At 43.2% G+C, this 19,746-nt stretch carries 22 protein-coding genes; 3 read left to right on the forward strand and 19 right to left on the reverse strand.

Going from position 1 to position 19,746, the window contains the following annotated elements:
• The first annotated feature begins 24 nt into the window (after positions 1–24).
• Both AACS90_RS17965 and AACS90_RS17970 read left to right on the forward strand, forming a co-directional pair.
• Entirely contained in the window at positions 25–960 is a 936-nt protein-coding gene (locus AACS90_RS17965) for a LysR family transcriptional regulator (RefSeq protein ID WP_099121026.1), read from the forward strand.
• A gap of 66 nt (positions 961–1,026) precedes the next feature.
• Positions 1,027–1,659, forward strand: coding sequence for a LysE family translocator (locus AACS90_RS17970; protein WP_099121028.1), 633 nt, complete (start codon positions 1,027–1,029; stop codon positions 1,657–1,659).
• Positions 1,660–1,708: 49 nt separating this feature from the next.
• Here the strand turns inward: AACS90_RS17970 and AACS90_RS17975 are convergent, their stop codons facing one another.
• From AACS90_RS17975 to AACS90_RS17985, 3 genes are all read right to left on the reverse strand, one after another.
• The gene (locus AACS90_RS17975; RefSeq protein WP_099121030.1) at positions 1,709–1,918 is read right to left on the reverse strand and encodes a hypothetical protein; all 210 of its coding nucleotides are present in this window, start codon (positions 1,916–1,918) and stop codon (positions 1,709–1,711) included.
• Positions 1,919–2,017: 99 nt separating this feature from the next.
• Positions 2,018–2,659 (reverse strand): CPBP family intramembrane glutamic endopeptidase, encoded by a 642-nt coding sequence (locus AACS90_RS17980; protein ID WP_099121032.1) that lies wholly within the window; start codon positions 2,657–2,659, stop codon positions 2,018–2,020.
• Between the two features lie 145 nt (positions 2,660–2,804).
• Positions 2,805–3,317, reverse strand: coding sequence for a Fic family protein (locus AACS90_RS17985; RefSeq protein ID WP_241538189.1), 513 nt, complete (start codon positions 3,315–3,317; stop codon positions 2,805–2,807).
• A gap of 32 nt (positions 3,318–3,349) precedes the next feature.
• On the opposite strand from AACS90_RS17985, the gene AACS90_RS17990 reads away from it, so the two are divergent.
• A complete protein-coding gene (locus AACS90_RS17990) occupies positions 3,350–3,676 on the forward strand; it encodes a hypothetical protein (protein ID WP_153043644.1) in 327 nt (108 codons plus the stop codon).
• 61 nt (positions 3,677–3,737) lie between these two features.
• Here AACS90_RS17990 and AACS90_RS17995 read toward each other — a convergent pair whose 3' ends face one another.
• The 16 genes from AACS90_RS17995 to mioC all read right to left on the reverse strand — a co-directional run bounded on the left by AACS90_RS17995 (position 3,738) and on the right by mioC (position 19,655).
• Entirely contained in the window at positions 3,738–4,304 is a 567-nt protein-coding gene (locus tag AACS90_RS17995) for a 3'-5' exonuclease (RefSeq protein WP_099121035.1), read from the reverse strand.
• Positions 4,305–4,398: 94 nt separating this feature from the next.
• Positions 4,399–4,695: a hypothetical protein gene (locus AACS90_RS18000; RefSeq protein ID WP_099121036.1), complete on the reverse strand. Its 297-nt coding sequence runs from the start codon at positions 4,693–4,695 to the stop codon at positions 4,399–4,401.
• A gap of 432 nt (positions 4,696–5,127) precedes the next feature.
• The gene (gene glmS / locus AACS90_RS18005; RefSeq protein WP_099121038.1) at positions 5,128–6,957 is read right to left on the reverse strand and encodes a glutamine--fructose-6-phosphate transaminase (isomerizing); all 1,830 of its coding nucleotides are present in this window, start codon (positions 6,955–6,957) and stop codon (positions 5,128–5,130) included.
• Between the two features lie 140 nt (positions 6,958–7,097).
• A complete protein-coding gene (glmU, locus tag AACS90_RS18010) occupies positions 7,098–8,528 on the reverse strand; it encodes a bifunctional UDP-N-acetylglucosamine diphosphorylase/glucosamine-1-phosphate N-acetyltransferase GlmU (protein ID WP_099121040.1) in 1,431 nt (476 codons plus the stop codon).
• A 232-nt stretch (positions 8,529–8,760) separates the two neighbouring features.
• Positions 8,761–9,183 (reverse strand): F0F1 ATP synthase subunit epsilon, encoded by a 423-nt coding sequence (locus AACS90_RS18015; RefSeq protein WP_099110077.1) that lies wholly within the window; start codon positions 9,181–9,183, stop codon positions 8,761–8,763.
• Between the two features lie 21 nt (positions 9,184–9,204).
• Positions 9,205–10,587 (reverse strand): F0F1 ATP synthase subunit beta, encoded by a 1,383-nt coding sequence (atpD, locus tag AACS90_RS18020; RefSeq protein ID WP_099110078.1) that lies wholly within the window; start codon positions 10,585–10,587, stop codon positions 9,205–9,207.
• A gap of 34 nt (positions 10,588–10,621) precedes the next feature.
• Complete coding sequence (atpG, locus tag AACS90_RS18025) at positions 10,622–11,485, reverse strand: F0F1 ATP synthase subunit gamma (protein ID WP_099110079.1); 864 nt, start codon at positions 11,483–11,485, stop codon at positions 10,622–10,624.
• A 71-nt stretch (positions 11,486–11,556) separates the two neighbouring features.
• Positions 11,557–13,098, reverse strand: a complete 1,542-nt coding sequence (gene atpA, locus AACS90_RS18030) for a F0F1 ATP synthase subunit alpha (protein ID WP_099110080.1) — start codon at positions 13,096–13,098, stop codon at positions 11,557–11,559.
• Positions 13,099–13,112: 14 nt separating this feature from the next.
• Complete coding sequence (gene atpH / locus AACS90_RS18035) at positions 13,113–13,646, reverse strand: F0F1 ATP synthase subunit delta (RefSeq protein WP_099121041.1); 534 nt, start codon at positions 13,644–13,646, stop codon at positions 13,113–13,115.
• A 12-nt stretch (positions 13,647–13,658) separates the two neighbouring features.
• The gene (gene atpF, locus AACS90_RS18040) at positions 13,659–14,129 is read right to left on the reverse strand and encodes a F0F1 ATP synthase subunit B (RefSeq protein ID WP_099121043.1); all 471 of its coding nucleotides are present in this window, start codon (positions 14,127–14,129) and stop codon (positions 13,659–13,661) included.
• Between the two features lie 54 nt (positions 14,130–14,183).
• Complete coding sequence (gene atpE, locus AACS90_RS18045) at positions 14,184–14,426, reverse strand: F0F1 ATP synthase subunit C (RefSeq protein WP_038266976.1); 243 nt, start codon at positions 14,424–14,426, stop codon at positions 14,184–14,186.
• A 49-nt stretch (positions 14,427–14,475) separates the two neighbouring features.
• Positions 14,476–15,300 carry a F0F1 ATP synthase subunit A gene (gene atpB, locus AACS90_RS18050; RefSeq protein WP_099110083.1) on the reverse strand — a complete coding sequence of 275 codons (825 nt, stop codon included), beginning with the start codon at positions 15,298–15,300 and terminating at the stop codon, positions 14,476–14,478.
• 31 nt (positions 15,301–15,331) lie between these two features.
• The gene (gene atpI, locus AACS90_RS18055) at positions 15,332–15,709 is read right to left on the reverse strand and encodes a F0F1 ATP synthase subunit I (protein ID WP_099110084.1); all 378 of its coding nucleotides are present in this window, start codon (positions 15,707–15,709) and stop codon (positions 15,332–15,334) included.
• Between the two features lie 615 nt (positions 15,710–16,324).
• Positions 16,325–16,939, reverse strand: a complete 615-nt coding sequence (rsmG, locus tag AACS90_RS18060; protein WP_099121044.1) for a 16S rRNA (guanine(527)-N(7))-methyltransferase RsmG — start codon at positions 16,937–16,939, stop codon at positions 16,325–16,327.
• Positions 16,940–16,951: 12 nt separating this feature from the next.
• Complete coding sequence (gene mnmG, locus AACS90_RS18065; RefSeq protein ID WP_099121046.1) at positions 16,952–18,841, reverse strand: tRNA uridine-5-carboxymethylaminomethyl(34) synthesis enzyme MnmG; 1,890 nt, start codon at positions 18,839–18,841, stop codon at positions 16,952–16,954.
• Positions 18,842–19,214: 373 nt separating this feature from the next.
• Positions 19,215–19,655, reverse strand: a complete 441-nt coding sequence (mioC, locus tag AACS90_RS18070; RefSeq protein ID WP_099121048.1) for an FMN-binding protein MioC — start codon at positions 19,653–19,655, stop codon at positions 19,215–19,217.
• Positions 19,656–19,746 lie beyond the last annotated feature (91 nt).

Below are 19,746 nucleotides of genomic sequence, written 5' to 3' on the forward strand. Positions count from 1 at the left end.
CATTGCTCATATGGAAATCACATCTTGAATAATTACAAATTACTCCCTGCACTGGAATCTATACTAAAAACACTTAACCTGACCGAATCTGCAAAACAGTTAAATGTTACCCAGTCTGCAATGAGTAAAACATTAAATCAGCTACGTGAAGATTTTCATGACAGAATTATTGTGCGGGAAGCCAATCAGTTCATCCTGACGAAAAAAGGAGAAAAACTGAAAGCACAACTTCCGGCCTTACTTCAACAGTTAAATAATCTATATTCACCCGAATTAATGGAACCAAGTCTTTGCAACAGAAAGTTTACTTTAGCTTCCAGCGATTATGTTGCTCAGGCTATTTTACCCTCTATATTGAGCCATATTGAAAAAGAAGCTCCTAATGTAAGTATTGAATATAAACAGTGGCATAAGGATAACCTGTATAACTTAGCTGAGCAGGATGTGGATTTAGTAGCAACAATTGCTGATTCAGTACCCGATAATTTATACGGGAATTTAATGGCGGAAGACCCGCTTGTAGTGGTATTCAGGAACGACCATCCTCATTCTGATAACAATATGACGGTCAGCAACTATATTAATGGCCGACATATTCTCATCAGTGGCGGCGGAGATAAAAACAGCCCAATTGATCAACAATTAGCAATAATAAACCGGAAACGTCGTATTTTCGCAACAGTTCCTTTTTTCCAGTCAGCCATTGAATTATTATTAAAAACGGACACAATGCTGGCCATGCCATTGCATATCGCGTCTGATTTTGCTCAGCGATATGATTTAAAAATAAAAACTTTACCTATTGATATCAAACCACAACAATACTATTTACTCTGGCATGCTAAACACCATGAAGACCTCGAACATAAATGGTTCAGAGAACTTTGCTTACCTTTAATCAAAAATCACCTTGAAAGGACGATAAAATACGGTATGAAATTAATTCATACCCACAAGTAGATTTATTATATTTACAAGAAGATTAATGGCACTAATATACTATCCAGCCAACCCAGGAAAAATATAATGCCATCAATAGAAACACTCATTCCATTTATTGGAATATCAACATTTTTATGCTTTTTACCGGGGCCGGATAATATTTTAGTTTTAAGTCAATCAGCCCTGAATGGACGAAAAACAGGTATATCCATTACCATTGGATTATGTATCGGGTTAATCATACAGACATCTTTAGTCTCATTAGGTATTGCCGCAATAATACGGGAAAATGCTATCGCTTTTGAGATTATTAGAGGGCTTGGTGTACTTTACTTAACCTATCTGGCATGGGGAGCTTTCAATTCCAAACCAGTTTATTTAAAGGATAACTCAGAGATTCTATGTGATAGCAAGAAATTCATTAAAAAAGGAATGATAATGAATTTATCAAACCCAAAAGTGATTATTTTCTTTTTGGCTTTCTTGCCACAGTTTATCAGTAACCATGAAGAAGCAATGCCTGTTTCACTACAATTATTATACTTGGGATTGATATTTGTCGGCGTGGCTTTTATTTCATTTGCGATTATATCTTACGTGTCTGGTTTTTTGCATGAATTTATCGCTAATAACTCATTAGTGCAAATTATTTTAAATAAAGTGACAAGTGTTATTTTTATTGGTTTAGCAATTAATTTATTAATGAGTCAGATTTGAACAGTTATAGCTCACATGACTCATTAAATATGATTAAAAATAGGTTTATTTATGTAAACAGAAAAAACAAAATAACACATATAATTATAAAAATCGCTAAAACCGCAGTAACCCCAACAATAACATTTAAAACATAAGCAACTATAGCAGTAATTACAAAAAAAATTATAATAGCAATAATATTACCAACAACAAATTCTTTTAAAAAATCTAAAGTGAAATCTTTAAACCAATTTTTTTCTTTATTTTGGTTACTCATACGTTAGTTTCCTTATTTATAATAATGTTTGATTATTAGATTTAGTCACCGAAACTTAAAATATCAAATGGGTATGAAATTTCCATACCCTGAAACGAGTTAAAACTCATATAAAACAGCAAAAATATTATTAAGTGCATGTAGCACCATCGGAATAATAAGAGAACGAGTATGTATCCTTACATGGCATAGGATAACGGAAAATACGAATAACACGATAAAAGTACTGGGTGATGAATATTGCATATGCCCGGCAGAAAATAACAACGATGTCGTTATAATGGCTACCTGCTTTCCTCTTTCACCGTATCCCATTCCTGCATTTAGTAAAAAACCACGGAATATAATTTCTTCACTAATGGGGGCTGCAATACAAATAGCAATCACATGTAGGAAAAAAGTAAAAGTAGGTAGATAAACAAGATTTGAAGTCCAGGATTCTTCAATCCCAAGAATGCCATTTATCCAAATCAGAGCAATAATTGCCAGCACGGGTAGTACAAGATCCGTTAAACGTAACTTACCCATCGGCATTAAGTTAAATTTTTTCTGATAACTGCGCCAACAAATTATTGAATAAGGAAACCAGATCAGAAGACTTAACACAGGGAGAGCTAATTCAGAACGATATAGTTCTACCGCATTAGGAAAGAAAATCAGCAGGAAAGACAAAGCAAACCAGCCGATATAAACTGCTATGCAAATTAATGAATGGGTAACTCTATCTGTGTATTGCATCATGCTTTAGGATAACTTCCGTTTAAATGATGATGTTATACCATGAAAATAGCTAATTTATAGTCGTAAAATCCTATTAGGATTGGGCTAATTGTTCGAATTCACAGGGAGCTAAAAGTGATCTAACGAAAATTAAAAACAGCCAATTTTATCTAACCCGCCAATATCCCCCTTTTTTCGCACCAACACGAATTAAATACCCATATTCCTGCAATACTTTGATATTTCGTTCTATTATTCTAGGAGTGACGCCTAAATCATCAGCTAGTTGAGATATTGTTATAGCTGGGTGATTGACAATAATAGACAGGATTTTTTTCGCAGTCGCGTTCAGTTGTTGTGTATTTTCTTCCGACATTTGTACCGACATTTGTACCGACTCTAAGATAGTATCCTGCTGTGCTGTATCAATACTTTCCTTAAGTGCTTCAGCTAATTTTTCCAGTATAAAATCAATAAATACCGTGCAATCACTGGTCTTATCACATTCTCTAAGCGCCTGATAATATGCCTGCTGCTGATAATGAATAATGGTTTCAACCGGCAACCATGCCAACTCCGAGCGCCATTCACTCAAAATTAACGTTTGCCATAAACGGCCCATGCGACCATTACCATCAGCAAATGGATGATTATCAATATTGTCTGAATCCTTCCTCACTTCATACTTATTGGCAGGCTGCGAATGAGGAAATGGAACGAGAACGCTTGCTGGCTGAAGAAAGAAAGCGCGAACAAGAGCGGCTTGCAACATTAAAACGGCTCAATGCGGTCTTTGCCGCAAAAGAAATTCACTGGAAAAATGCGAAGACATACAGTGAACAAGGCCATGCCAGCGCTTACGATAAAGCGGTAAGAGAAATAAAAGATCTGTATGCGGCTTATCAGATTAATAATGCATTAGCCGAATTTGTGACAATTTATCAGGTATTTGCTAAGGGTATAGAAAGAAGAAGAACATTAGTTCAACGACTGGAATTACTCAATCAGGAAATTAATAAGTATCAGGGTAGTATGTAATTTAATTCCCCGTCCTTTTGTGGCTGTTTTGGACAGGGAATACAATGAGCAGGATAATTTCCTACTTTAGCTGAGAATATAAATCCGCAATGGAACGAACCACTGCGGCAGTCGTCTGGCAATCCACTACTGCCGTATGCGCCTTTCCCTTCACCGACACTCCCGCAGCACGTGCTGCATTGGCCAGTGAAATAGTACCATATCGGTTTGTTTCGCCATAAAACTGAGCAGCTAATTCCATTGCACATTGAGACTGCAACTGCTTTATCCAACGCGTATCCATCGCAAATGCCTTCGCAGTCTGAGCTATAAGCCTGAGATCAAACTTTTCATTAAAAATAATCAAAGGACGGCTGGTCAAAAGCGGGATAAGTTCATCAGCAATCTGCGGCCATTGAGGTTCATTACTCAAAGCTCTCAGGGTTATACCGTGGACAGCTTGAGCTTCAGGATCAATCAGTACAGAAGGGTGGAGATAGCGCTGAAAAATAACCTGCCCATCGATATCTGTAACGGCTATCTCAACAACCTGTGCCTGTTTATCTAAACCTGTGGTTTCAGTATCCAGAATATATGCACGTTCCGTGATCCATTGATGGGCCTGTGTAATAATTCTTTCTCGGAACATCTTTTTTCCTTAATAATTTTAAGGATAGTTGCTTTATCGGGATACTTTTCTGGATCGAACACTATTATTATCCTTTCTTATTTATCGTATTAATTCAAATAGGATCTTTAAGCATTAAACCAAATAAAGGATTATCAACAACCGGGACAGCCGCGGTTTCAAATTTGTCTGGCTCCGGCAAAAAATCAATATCCATTAATGCAGCAAACCGTGACGGTGCTAAATAGGCTTCTTCGATATCGTCAGCGTACATCACCATGCCAAACTCATTGTCATCTAACGTAACAAATCGACGATTACGTGTGTTAAACAGTACATAACCGACCACATCAGGATCTTTTTCCATTAACTTTAACGCATCGAGCTCTTTCTTAAGTTTTTTTAGTTTCATAATAAATTCCCACTCGTTATCGCAATCTATTCGGTTACGAATTGAAGTTCGATAATCCGTTATTTTCTATATTGAAAAAATTCCTGACCGAATACTGATCGGTACTATGCACATAAGTGATGAGTGTAATCGAGATTAGAATGGCCGTCTTCTGAAAATGGCAGGTACTAAATGCATTTTGACTGTTTTCTTCTCAGTAAACTACTTTATGACTGACAATAATTTCTGAATCTTAAAAATATTTTTCTTGAGTAACAGTCAAATATGTATGGCTTTTAGCCATACAATGGCGTGTTTGGCAACGTCTTTGTTGTAATTGTAAAAACTCTGCGAATAATAGGATCATTAACAGGGTAATGAAAAAATCCGGTCAGTTTTCACATAACCGGATTTAGAAAGAATTAACTTTTATTGTATGTGGTGATTAAACCATCACTCCACTGTCACCGATTTCGCCAAGTTCCTTGGCTGATCCACATCTGTACCTTTGATCAATGCAACGTGGTAAGACAGTAATTGCAGTGGCACGGTATAGAAGATCGGGGCGATCAGTTCTTCTACGTGTGGCAGGGAGATGATCTTCATGTTTTCACTGTCGGTGAAACCGGCATCCTGATCGGCGAAGACATACAACTGACCACCACGGGCGCGGACTTCTTCGATATTGGATTTCAGTTTTTCCAGCAGTTCGTTGTTTGGTGCAACGATGATAACCGGCATATCAGCATCGATCAGTGCCAGCGGGCCGTGTTTCAATTCACCCGCTGCGTACGCTTCTGCGTGGATGTAGGAGATCTCTTTCAGTTTCAGCGCACCTTCAACCGCGATCGGATATTGATCGCCGCGGCCGAGGAATAATGCGTGGTGTTTTTCAGAGAAATCTTCTGCCAGTGCTTCGATCACTTTGTCTTTCGACAACATGCTTTCAATGCGGCTTGGCAGGGCATGCAAGGCATGAACGATATTCTGCTCCAGAGAATCATCAGCACCTTTCAGGCGCCCCATGTAAGCCACCAGCATCAGCAATACGGTTAGCTGAGTGGTAAACGCTTTGGTGGATGCTACGCCGATTTCTGCGCCCGCTTTGGTCATCAGGGCAAAGTCTGATTCGCGTACCAGAGATGAACCCGCAACGTTACAGATGGTCAGGGAAGTCAGGTAACCCAGTTCTTTGGATAAACGCAGTGCTGCCAGTGTGTCCGCTGTTTCACCAGATTGAGACAGGGTGATCAGCAGGCTGCCTTTACGGCGGGCAGGTTTACGGTAGCGGAATTCAGAGGCGATTTCTACATCACATGGGATGCCCGCCAGTGATTCAAACCAGTAGCGGGAAACCATACCGGCATTGAAAGACGTTCCACAGGCAACGATCTGGATATGTTCAACCTGAGACAGTAATTCTGCTGCGTTAGCGCCCAGCTCTGAAAGATTAATTTCACCGTGGCTCACACGACCTTCCAGTGTGTTTTTAATCGCCATTGGCTGTTCGTAAATCTCTTTTTGCATATAGTGACGGTAAACACCTTTGTCACCTGCATCGTACTGAACGTTAGATTCAATCTGTTCGCGCTCAACGGCTTCGCCCTGCACATCAAAAATACGAACTGTGCGGCGGGTGATTTCAGCAACGTCGCCTTCTTCCAGATAGATAAAGCGGCGAGTCACCGGCAGTAATGCCAGCTGGTCAGATGCCAGGAAGTTTTCACCAACACCCAGACCAATCACTAATGGGCTACCGGAACGCGCAGCCACCAGCACGTCTGGCTGACGGCTATCCATAATGACGGTGCCATAAGCGCCGCGCAATTGTGGGATAACACGCTGTACGATTTCCAGCAATGAGCCCCCCTGTTGCTGTTCCCAGTGAACAAGGTGAGCAATGGTTTCAGTATCGGTATCTGAAGAGAAACCATAACCACGTGCTTTAAGTTCTTCACGCAGTTCTTCATGGTTTTCAATAATGCCGTTATGCACAACTGCAATATGTTCAGAAACATGAGGGTGAGCGTTGCGTTCGTTTGGCTCCCCGTGTGTCGCCCAACGGGTATGAGCAATACCTGTACCACCGATAACAGGCTGTTTACCTGCTTCATCAGCCAGCATCTGTACTTTGCCCACTTCACGCAGACGAGTCATCTGATTTTCGCTGTCAACGACAGCCAACCCCGCAGAGTCATAACCACGGTATTCCAGACGGCGAAGACCTTCGATCAATATTTCTGCTATATCACGCTGTGCTACTGCACCAACGATTCCACACATGTGTTTTTATTCCTAAAAATAGGGCTGTAAATGCCCTTTTTATGTCTCACAACCTGATTGTGTTCCGGCAAATCTCGTTCTGGATTTACCGTTCCCCGAGCTTTGTAGAGATGGGGATTTTTATTATTTATAGATATATTTTATTTTTTCTTAACAGGACGTTTCCAGTCCCTAATATGAGTTTGCTTAACACGGCTGATAACCAGCTCATTTTCAGCAACATCTTTTGTTACGGTGGTTCCTGCGCCAATTGTCACACCTTTAGCAATGTTTACAGGAGCAACAAGCTGGCTGTCAGAACCGACAAATACGTCATCACCAATGATAGTCTTAAATTTATTGGCGCCATCATAGTTACAGGTAATGGTTCCTGCACCGATATTTACATTACTTCCAATTTCAGAATCACCCAAATAAGTCAGGTGCCCTGCTTTGGAACCTTTGCCAAGGGAGGATTTTTTCATTTCAACGAAATTGCCGACATGGGCTTTTTCCGCCAGTTTAGAACCCGGACGCAAGCGAGCAAAAGGCCCGACGGTACATTCAGCCGCAAGCTCAGAATCTTCTATTACAGTATAAGGGCTGATTACCGCACCATCACCGATAACGCAGTTTTTCAGAATACAGCCAGAGCCTACCTGAACGTTATTCCCCAATACGACATGACCTTCAATAATGACATTGGTATCAATGGTAATATCGCGGCCATGCTCTAATGTTCCTCGCAGATCGAAACGAGCCGGGTCGAGTAACATGACACCTGCCAGCAATAATTTTTCTGCTTGTTCAGACTGGTAAATACGTTCCAGTGCAGAAAGCTGAAGACGGTTGTTAACCCCTTCCATTTCACTTAAACGGCTTGGATGAACAGCTTTAATCTGACGGCCTTCCTGATGTGCAAGTGCAATAACGTCTGTCAGGTAGTATTCACCTTGTGCGTTATTGTTTTCCAGTTTAGATAGCCAGCGTTTCAAATCACCACCGTTTGCGACCAGAATGCCGGTGTTGATTTCGTTGATTTTACGCTGCTCGTCAGTCGCATCTTTTTGTTCGATGATCCCTGTGACTTCGCCATTTTCACGGATGATGCGACCATATCCAGTCGGGTTATCCAAAATAGCGGTTAATAAGCCAATACCGCCTTCTGGTTTAGCTTCGATCAAACGTTCTAACGTATCCTGAGCAATCAGTGGTACATCGCCGTAGAGGATCAGAATATCTTCATCATCGGCAAAATGTGGAGCCGCCTGCTGCATCGCGTGGCCAGTACCTAGCTGTTCTGCTTGCAATACCCAGTTCAGGTTTTGATTAGCATTTTTCTGGCCTGCAAGAGTTTGTTTCATCAGGTCGCCACCATGCCCATATACCAGATGAACATTTTGAGTACCCAATGCCATTGCTGTATCAATGACATGCTGAACCATCGGCTTTCCTGCCAGTGAGTGCAGGACTTTAGGGAGGTCAGAATACATGCGGGTTCCTTTTCCCGCAGCCAGTATCACAACACTTTTTGCACTCGTTGATTTGGAAGTAACTGGATTGGAAACAGTTGCGTTGGATGTAATAGACATAAGAAACCTGACAATTCCGATTTTAAGTATAAAAGTAAACCTGTTTACGAAATAAATTGCTACATATTTCGTAATGCAAAAAAGCCAGTTAGCAGACTAACTGGCTTTTTATTTACTGCCTTACCCTCTGTCTTTCCAATTATCTCAATGCAATTCGAAATCCATTGGGTATTTACCTTTTATCTCTCAAATTTAACTTTATCAGTTACTATTTGAAATTTATTGGGTAATCCTACATCAGCTTTTTCGTCAGTTCGATTACACGAAGTTTTGCAATCGCTTTCGACAATTCAGCAGATGCCTGAGCATAATCAACATCGCCGTGGGAATTACGGACATGTTCTTCCGCCTTGCGCTTGGCTTCAAGCACTTTGGCTTCATCCAAATCCTTACCACGGATCGCTGTATCGGCCAGTACGATCACGCCGTTTGGCTGAACTTCCAGAATACCACCTGACAGGTAGATAAACTCTTCTTCACCAAACTGCTTAACAATACGTATCATGCCCGGTTTTATGGCAGTAAGCAGCGGGGTATGCTGAGGATAAATCCCCAACTCACCTTCACTACCAGTCACCTGAATTTTCTGTACCAGCCCTTCAAACATCAGTTTTTCAGCGCTGACTACGTTCAGGGAGAACGTCATTGCAGCCATATCAACCTCCCGTCAGCCGTATTAAAGCTTCTTAGCTTTTTCTATAGCTTCTTCGATGGTACCAACCATGTAGAACGCCTGCTCTGGCAGGTGGTCATAATCACCGTTCAGGATGCCTTTGAAGCCACGGATGGTGTCTTTCAGAGAAACGAATTTACCTGGTGAACCGGTAAATACTTCTGCAACGAAGAATGGCTGAGACAGGAAGCGCTGGATCTTACGAGCACGAGCAACAACCAGTTTGTCATCTTCTGACAGTTCGTCCATACCCAGAATAGCGATGATGTCTTTCAGTTCCTGATAACGTTGCAGGATAGACTGAACGCCACGAGCTACGTCATAGTGCTCTTGACCAACAACGAGTGGATCAAGCTGACGGCTGGTTGAATCCAGTGGGTCAACCGCTGGGTAGATACCCAGAGATGCGATCTGACGGCTCAGTACAACGGTTGCATCCAAGTGAGCAAAGGTTGTTGCTGGTGATGGGTCAGTCAAGTCATCCGCAGGAACGTAAACGGCCTGAACAGAGGTGATTGAGCCAGTTTTGGTAGAGGTGATACGTTCTTGTAGAACACCCATCTCTTCCGCCAGTGTTGGCTGATAACCTACCGCAGATGGCATACGACCCAACAGTGCCGATACTTCGGTACCTGCCAGAGTATAACGGTAAATGTTATCGACGAACAACAGAACGTCACGGCCTTCATCACGGAATTTTTCCGCCATGGTCAGACCGGTCAGAGCAACACGCAGACGGTTTCCTGGTGGCTCATTCATCTGGCCATATACCAGAGATACTTTGTCCAGTACGTTGGAGTCTGTCATTTCATGATAGAAGTCGTTACCTTCACGAGTACGTTCACCTACACCCGCAAATACGGAGTAACCGGAGTGCTCGATTGCGATGTTACGGATCAGCTCCATCATGTTAACGGTTTTACCTACACCCGCACCACCGAACAGACCGACTTTACCACCTTTAGCGAATGGACAAATCAGGTCCATTACTTTGATACCGGTTTCCAGCAGTTCCTGAGAGTTAGATAACTCTTCATAGCTTGGTGCAGTACGGTGAATTGACCAGCGCTCTTGCTCGCCAATGTCACCTTTCATATCAATCGGGTCACCCAGTACGTTCATGATACGACCCAGAGTCGCTTCACCAACAGGGACTTCGATTGGATGACCTAAATCAGTCACTTCCAAATTACGGCGCAGACCATCAGAAGTACCCATTGCGATACAGCGAACGATACCGCCGCCTAACTGTTGCTGAACTTCCAGCACCAGTTTTTCTTCACCGTTTTTAACCTCAAGGGCATCGTATACTTTTGGTACGCTGTCCTGAGGGAATTCGACGTCCACCACGGCGCCGATTACCTGGATAATCTTTCCAGTAGCCATCTTGAATCCTCTACGTAATTCGTAAACCTAGCTGTTAAACCGCAGCTGCACCCGAAACGATTTCGGTGAGTTCCTGAGTAATGCTGGCCTGACGAGCTTTGTTGTAAACCAACTGCAACTCTTTGATCAGGTTGCCACCGTTATCAGTCGCGGCTTTCATCGCTACCATTCGTGCGGCCTGCTCACTAGCCAGGTTTTCAACGACGCCCTGATAAACTTGCGATTCTATATAGCGACGCAGCAAGGTATCCAACAGCGCCTTAGGATCTGGTTCATACAGATAATCCCAGGACTTCTTCTTCAGTGTTTCATCGTCTCCGGCTGGCAGAGGCAATAACTGAGTGATTGTCGGAACCTGAGACATTGTATTGTGGAACTTGTTTGTCACTATATACAGTTTATCCAGACGCCCTTCGTCATATGCTTGCATCATGACGCTGACTGGCCCGATCAATTCGGACAATGATGGGTTATCTCCCATCCCTGTTACCTGGGCAACAACGTTGCCACCAACAGAAGAAAAGAAAGAAACCGCTTTTGATCCAATAAGTGCCAAATCAACCTGGACTTTTTTATCAGACCAGTCTTTCATTTCTATCAGCAATTTTTTGAACAAGTTAATGTTCAAACCGCCACATAAACCACGGTCAGTAGAAACAACCACGTACCCAACGCGTTTAACTTCACGCTCTTCAAGGTATGGGTGTTTGTACTCCAGATTACCTAACGCAAGGTGTCCAATCACGCTGCGAATGGTATCTGCATAAGGACGGCTGGCCGCCATGCGGTCCTGCGTTTTACGCATTTTGGACGCGGCGACCATTTCCATCGCTTTAGTGATTTTCTGCGTGTTCTGCACACTGGCGATTTTGGTACGTATCTCTTTTGCGCCGGCCATTTCTGCTTCTCCGTATTCAACCAGACGGCCCGTGTTTTTTCATAAACAGAATCAAACAGGGCCGAATAGTGTTACCAGGACTGAGTCGCCTTGAAGGATTCCAACAGAGCTTTCAGCTTCGCTTCGATCTCTCCGTTGTAATCGCCAGACTGGTCAATCTCTTTCAGAAGATCAGCATGTTCATGGCTAGCATACGCCAACAGCGCAGATTCGAAACTGACCACTTTCGCGATTTCGACATCTTCCAGATAGCCACGCTCAGCAGCAAACAGAGACAGAGCCTGTTGTGCGATAGACATTGGCTGATACTGTTTCTGTTTCAACAGCTCAGTTACTTTCTGACCATGATCCAGCTGCTTACGAGTCGCATCATCCAGATCAGATGCAAACTGGGAGAATGCCGCCAGTTCGCGATACTGAGCCAGAGCAGTACGGATACCACCAGACAGTTTCTTGATAATCTTAGTCTGAGCAGCACCACCTACACGGGATACGGAAATCCCTGGGTTAACCGCCGGACGAATACCTGCGTTGAACAGAGCAGATTCAAGGAAGATCTGACCATCAGTAATGGAAATAACGTTTGTCGGTACGAATGCAGAAACGTCACCTGCCTGTGTTTCGATGATTGGCAGTGCAGTCAGAGAACCGGTTTTGCCTTTCACTTCACCATTGGTGTACTTTTCAACATATTCAGCGTTAACACGCGCTGCACGCTCCAACAGACGGGAGTGCAGATAGAAAACGTCACCAGGGAATGCTTCACGTCCAGGTGGACGGCGCAGCAACAGAGAAATCTGACGGTAAGCAACAGCCTGTTTAGACAGGTCATCGTAAACAATCAGGGCATCTTCACCACGATCACGGAAGTATTCACCCATTGCACAACCAGAATATGGTGCCAGATATTGCAGGGCAGCAGATTCAGAAGCAGATGCAACAACAACGATGGTGTTTTTCAGTGCGTCATGCTCTTCCAGTTTACGAACTACGTTAGCAATAGTAGAGGCTTTCTGACCAATCGCTACGTAAATACATTTGATACCGGAATCACGTTGGTTGATGATCGCATCAATCGCCAGTGCAGTTTTACCTGTCTGACGGTCACCGATAACCAGCTCACGCTGACCACGGCCGATTGGGATCATGGCATCAACAGATTTGTAACCTGTCTGGACAGGCTGGTCAACGGATTGACGATCAATAACGCCCGGAGCGATAACTTCTACTGGAGAGAAACCATCGTGCTCAACAGCGCCTTTACCATCGATTGGCTCACCCAGTGTGTTAACAACACGACCTAGCAAACCACGACCAACAGGTACTTCCAAAATACGGCCAGTACATTTGACTTTCATGCCTTCGGCTAAGTCAGCATACGGACCCATTACAACCGCACCCACGGAGTCTCGCTCCAGGTTCAGTGCAATTGCATAACGGTTGCCAGGCAGTGCGATCATCTCACCCTGCATGACATCGGCTAAACCGTGGACACGAATGATACCGTCGTTAACGGAAACAATCGTACCTTCATTGTGAGCTTCGCTCACCACATTGAACTGAGCAATACGCTGTTTGATCAGTTCGCTGATTTCGGTGGAATTCAGTTGCATATGCTCCAGTCCCCTTAAGACTGCAAGACGTCTGTTAAACGATCCAGACGGCCACGAATACTGCCATCGATCACCATGTCACCCGCACGGATAATCACGCCGGCAATAACAGACTTGTCAATTTTGCAATTCAGCTTCACTTTGCGTGACAGACGTTTTTCCATCGCCACAGAAATTTTAGCCTGCTGCTGCTCATTCAGTTCGGACGCAGATATCACTTCAACATCAATTGTTGATTCCAGTGATGCACGCAATTGGATAAATTGCAGGAAGACTTCTGGCAATACCAGCAAGCGACCATTTTCTGCCATGACACGAATAAAGTTACGAGCATGCTCATCTACCTGATCACCACATAGGGTGATAAAGGTATTGGCTAACGTTTCCGGTGCTAATGAACCGGAAAGCAGCTCACCAACCTGCTCATTGCGGGTTACCTCTGCAACGAACGCCAGCATATTCTGCCAGTGTTCGAGAGATTGGTGTTCCACAGCAAAGTCAAAAGCTGCTTTGGCGTAGGGGCGAGCTACAGTAGCAAATTCAGACATGCCCCTCCCTCCTTACAGTTCAGCGACCAGTTTATCAACGATGTCGCTGTTAGCAGCTTCATCCACGGAACGTTCGATGATCTTCTCGGCACCTGCGATAGCCAACAGCGCAACCTGTTTACGTAGCTCTTCACGAACACGCTTGCTTTCAGCTTCAACTTCAGCATGAGCCTGCGCTACTATTTTGCTACGTTCCAGCTCAGCTTCAGCTCTTGCATCATCAATCATTTGGGCTCTTTGTTTATTAGCCTGTTCGATGATAGCGTGTGCGTCTGCTTTCGCTTTTTTCAGTTGGTCGGTCGCATTGGCTTGCGCTAAGTCCAGGTTCTTTTTAGCACGCTCTGCTGAAGCCAAACCGTCAGCAATTTCTTTCTGACGCTTTTCGATGGCCGCCATGATTGGTGGCCATACATACTTCATACAGAACAAAACAAACAGGACAAACGCGATGGCCTGGCCGAGGATTGTTGCGTTAATATTCACGGCACAATACCTCTATTTCAATTAATGAATCGGCTTAATTTTCAGTTCTGTAAGTTACTTGGTACCGACAGCGAACATCATATACAAGCCCAGGCCCACAGCGATCATCGGGATGGCGTCAACCAGACCCATAACGATAAAGAACTGAGTACGCAGCAGAGGGATCAGATCAGGCTGACGAGCTGCACCTTCCAAGAATTTGCCCCCAAGGATGCCGATACCGATCGCAGCACCGATAGCAGCCAAACCCATCAGAATAGCGGCAGCTATGTACAGCAGATCCATGTTTATATCCATGACAGTCTCCAGTTTGTTTCAGTTAAAACACTATTAATGATTGATAAAATTAATGCTCTTCAGATGCCATCGACAGATAAACGATCGTCAGAACCATGAAAATAAAGGCTTGTAACGTAATAATCAGTATGTGGAAAATCGCCCATGGTAAGCTGAGCATCCACTGTGACCAAAACGGTAAGAGAGCCGCAATAAGAATAAAGATCAGTTCGCCGGCATACATATTACCAAACAGTCGCAGACCGAGTGATATAGGTTTAGACAGCAAGCTAACCCCTTCCAAAATTAAGTTAATAGGAATAAACAGAGGATGATTGAAAGGCTGTAACCCCAGCTCTTTCGCAAAACCACCGATTCCTTTCATCTTAATGCTATAGAATAGGATGAGGACAAAGACGCCAAGCGCCATCGACATAGTGACACTAACATCTGCTGTTGGAACAATACGCAGAGCAGGCAGGCCGAAGACATGTTCACCGATTAAAGGAATAAGATCGATTGGCAGCAAATCCAATGCGTTCATCAAAAACACCCAGACGAACACAGTCAAAGCCAGAGGGGCAATCACTTTGCTCTTTCCGTGATACATATCACGAACAGTGTTATCAACGAAACCGATAATCATTTCTACTGCAGTCTGGAATTTACCCGGCACGCCAGCAGTGGCATTAACGGCAACCTTCCTGAATACAAACAGAAACAACATCCCTAATACGACGGAGAAAAAAAGCGAGTCAATGTTCAACGTCCAGAACGTCGCTTCATAGCCACTAGCTTGGGGATTGACCAACTCAAAGGTACGCAAGTCTAACTGAAGGTGTCTCAGGTGATGACTTATATACTCTGAAGTTGAAACTTCTCCTGATGCAGACATGATGCTTTTTACCCTTTTATTGTTAAAAACACTAACCGTTCATTACGGCAGGTGCGATGATCTGCACAATCAGCACCGCTAAATAGGCCACACCAAGTGGTGCAAATGCCGCCTTGAACACCCCTAAGGCAACTATCAGCATAGCTATCGAGGTGATAACTTTAACCCCTTCACCAATAGCGAAGAACCATGCAATGCGTACAGGTACACCCTCTTCTTTTACCTTTTGAAAGTGAGTGAGCAGCATAAAAATGACATTTGGCAGCCAAAATGCTAACCCACCGGCAAAAGCAGAAACGCCCCATTCGATACTTCTGGTATAAAAAGCCGCACTGAGAATAACAAAAGTCATTAACTGCAAAAGTAACAGTTTCAGTGCAATTTTACCGCTATAAAGGGATACAGACATGACTTTTGTTTTCTCCCTGAAGTACACCATTACATATCAGGCTTTGCTGAATGTTGTATAAAACTGTCTTTGCTTAAGAGTGTCAAGTGACAAAAACGTGCAAATTATACGGGCAGACGAAATGAATTCAATCCATAAGTAGCGAAAAAGTGAATAATAATTTAAATTTCTAACTTTGATGGTAGATTGCTCACAAATACTATTTAGTATTTTGTAACGTTTAATCTATCGAGCCCAAAAACAAACGTGATACATATCACATTCAATCAAAACATTAATACCGTTTATCATTAAATTTGTGATGGCTGCCTTTTATTTTTTCTATATAAAATCAATTAATTAATATTATAGCTATAAAGTTTTATTCAATATATCAGCAAAAAATCTTAAAGGTTTATTTTGAACACTTTCTCTAAAATTTATTTATAAAGAAAATGGATGTCTCTTCTTAGAAAGAACAATTTGCTCAATATAAAATGAAAGTTATTTTTCTGTGATCTATCGGTAAATAAATATGAAAAGATAGGGAAGATAATTAGTAACGTCCGTAACAATATAACTGTGGCCGACGTCACTAATTATTTAAACTTTTATTGATAAACAACAAAATCTGTTTTACTTAAGTACCACCAAATGGCGCTGCCCTTCTTGCGCAGGAACCCGAAGCGGAATGACTGCATCAAGACTGATCCCCGAAGGTAACTGAGTCAGCTCCTCTTCCGGCACTATGCCTTTCAGCGCATAAAAGCGCCCATCAGTGTCTTTAGGAAGGTGATGGCACCATGACAGCATATCCTGCAAAGATGCAAAAGCCCTGCTGATCACTCCATCAAAAAGCACCTCAGGAGTGAATTCCTCAACCCTGCTCTGTACTGGCTCAACGTTAGTGAGCCCTAACTCATGTTGAACCTGGCGTAGAAAGCGGACGCGTTTCCCCAAACTATCCAGTAAGGTGAAATGAGAGTCAGGCCGTACAATTGCCAGTGGAATGCCCGGTAAGCCGGGCCCTGTTCCAACATCAATAAAGCGGGTTCCCTGAAGGAATGGATTAACGACAATGCTATCCATAATATGGCGAACCAGCATTTGTTCCGGCTCACGAACAGATGTCAGATTGTAAGCCTTGTTCCATTTGTTGAGCATATCAACGTAGGCAACAAGTTGCTGTTTTTGCTCCGACGATAAAATGATGTCTGTCTTCGCTAACAGCGATTCCAATTTGTTAAACAAAACCTTGTCCTCTTAGGCACTACGACGCAATAAACCCTGTTTTTTCAACCATACCAGCAAGATGGAGATAGCAGCCGGTGTAATGCCAGAAATACGTGAAGCCTGACCAATTGTACTTGGTTTATGGTCATTCAGTTTTGCAACAACTTCATTCGAAAGTCCGTTGACTTTTTTGTAATCAAGATCAACAGGCAATACTGTGTTTTCGTTACGCAGCTGTTTTTCGATCTCTTCCAGCTGACGGGCAATATAACCTTCGTATTTAACTTGGATCTCAACCTGATCTGCTGCCTGAGGTTCAGTCAGTCCCGGTGCAAAACGTGGCATTGATGTGAGCAATTCGTAGTTCATTTCCGGACGACGAAGTAAGTCTTCACCATTGGCTTCTTTTGACAATGGGGTTTTCAGCACTTGATTGATCTCATCCAGACTTTCAGAGTGTGGATGAACCCAGATATTACTCAGACGCTGGCGCTCTTGCTCGATCATTTCAACTTTACGGGAATAATGTTCCCAACGCAGATCGTCAACTAATCCTAGTTCACGGCCTTGTTCTGTCAAACGTAGGTCAGCGTTATCTTCACGTAGCATCAAACGATATTCTGCGCGTGATGTGAACATCCGGTAAGGCTCTTTTGTTCCCAGAGTACATAGATCATCAACCAGCACACCGATATAAGCCTGATCACGTCGAGGGAACCAACCTTCTTCTTCAGTGGCATAACGGGCAGCATTTAGACCTGCTAATAACCCTTGAGCAGCGGCTTCTTCGTAACCGGTTGTACCGTTGATCTGGCCTGCAAAGAACAAGCCATTAATAAATTTGCTTTCGAGAGTCTGTTTCAAATCCCGTGGATCGAAGAAGTCATATTCGATCGCGTAACCCGGACGGATAATTCGTGCATTTTCCATGCCCTTCATGGAGTGAACTATCTGCATTTGTACGTCAAATGGCAGGCTGGTTGAAATCCCATTAGGATAAATTTCGTTGCTAGTAAGTCCTTCTGGCTCAAGGAAGATCTGGTGCGCATTACGATCGGCAAAGCGCATTACTTTATCTTCGATAGAAGGACAGTAGCGTGGCCCGATCCCTTCGATGATCCCCGCATACATCGGACTGCGATCCAAATTACTGCGGATCACTTCATGGGTTTTTTCGTTGGTATGAGTGATGTAACAAGGGATCTGTTGTGGATGTTGATCCCTGCTTCCCATGAAGGAAAATACAGGTGTTGGATTATCACCAAATTGTTGTTCAAGTTGGCTGAAATCAATGGTTCTAGCATCGATACGAGGTGGTGTACCTGTTTTCAGTCGGGAAACGCGCAAAGGCAGTTCACGTAAACGATGTGATAAAGCGATCGCGGGAGGATCACCAGCACGTCCGCCGCTGTAATTTTCCAGACCAATGTGAATTTTTCCATCAAGGAAAGTACCAACTGTCAGAACAACTGATTTTGCCCTGAATTTCAGTCCCATGCGAGTAACAACACCGGTAACAGTGTCATTTTCCACGATGAGATCTTCAACTGACTGTTGGAAGATCATCAAGTTAGGCTGGTTTTCCAGTGCAGTTCTTACAGCCTGTCGATACAGTACACGATCAGCTTGTGCGCGTGTTGCACGAACTGCCGGGCCTTTGCTGGCATTAAGTGTTCTGAACTGAATACCAGCCAGATCCGTTGCTTTTGCCATTAGGCCGCCAAGTGCATCGATCTCTTTTACCAGATGCCCTTTACCGATCCCACCAATGGCTGGATTACATGACATCTGGCCCAAAGTATCAATATTGTGAGTCAGTAATAAGGTTTGACGCCCCATACGTGCGGCTGCCATTGCTGCTTCAGTACCAGCGTGACCACCGCCGATAATGATGACGTCAAAATGTTCTGGATAAAACATGTGCGAACCTTCAATTGTAAGAATGCTAGTTTGCATTGGGGAGAGAATTCTACTCAAGTTTGGTCGTTAGACCAAGTAGGAGTGATCGTCATTATTTAAAATAAGATCTTTTTATTTAAAGATCTCTTTATTAGATCTTTTATTAGGATCGCGATCATCTGTGGATAAGTGGATTTTCCATAGAAAGATCATGATGCTGAAAAGGATCACTTGTTGTGAATGATCCGTGATCCAACTCAGTATAAGCTGGGATCTAAATGGCTAGTTATGCACAGCTATTAGATTGAAACACGTTTATTAAATGGATAACTACGGGTTAACCCCTGCTTTTTAGCTAAGTTATCCACAGTTGATCGCTAAAAAATTAATCTAATCAGAGTAACTTCGCCCATTCTTTGACCCATTTTTCTGCTGGATCTTCCGGAATTTCGTGTTGCAGGATGTCTATTTCCAGTCGATCGCCGATCCTTTTTGCCTGCTGATCTTCTAATAATTGTTCCAATGATCTTATTGCACCACAAAATGTGTCATATTCTGAACTTCCAATCCCAACAGCGCCAAATGTTACAAGACTCAGATCAGGTTTCTGCTGTGCGATCTCATCGGCGAGAGGTTGAAGATTTTCAGGTAAATCCCCTGCCCCATGTGTTGATGTGACGACAATCCATAGCCCATTCAGAGGTAAATCATCCAGTGAAGGGCCATGTAGTATCTCTGTTGAAAAACCAAGATTATCCAAGATCTCTGCCATATGCTCAGCAACGTACTCAGCGCTGCCCATTGTGCTTCCGCTGATTAAGGTTATCGTGCTCATCATGATCCTTGCTAAATTTAAAGAGCAACTATTGTACGTTGTGAGTCTGTCGGGATCTACCTGTGGATAATATGGTTATAGGTTTTTCAGG

The sequence above is a fragment of the Xenorhabdus sp. KK7.4 genome (assembly GCF_963876465.1).
Classification (GTDB): Bacteria; Pseudomonadota; Gammaproteobacteria; order Enterobacterales; family Enterobacteriaceae; genus Xenorhabdus; species Xenorhabdus stockiae.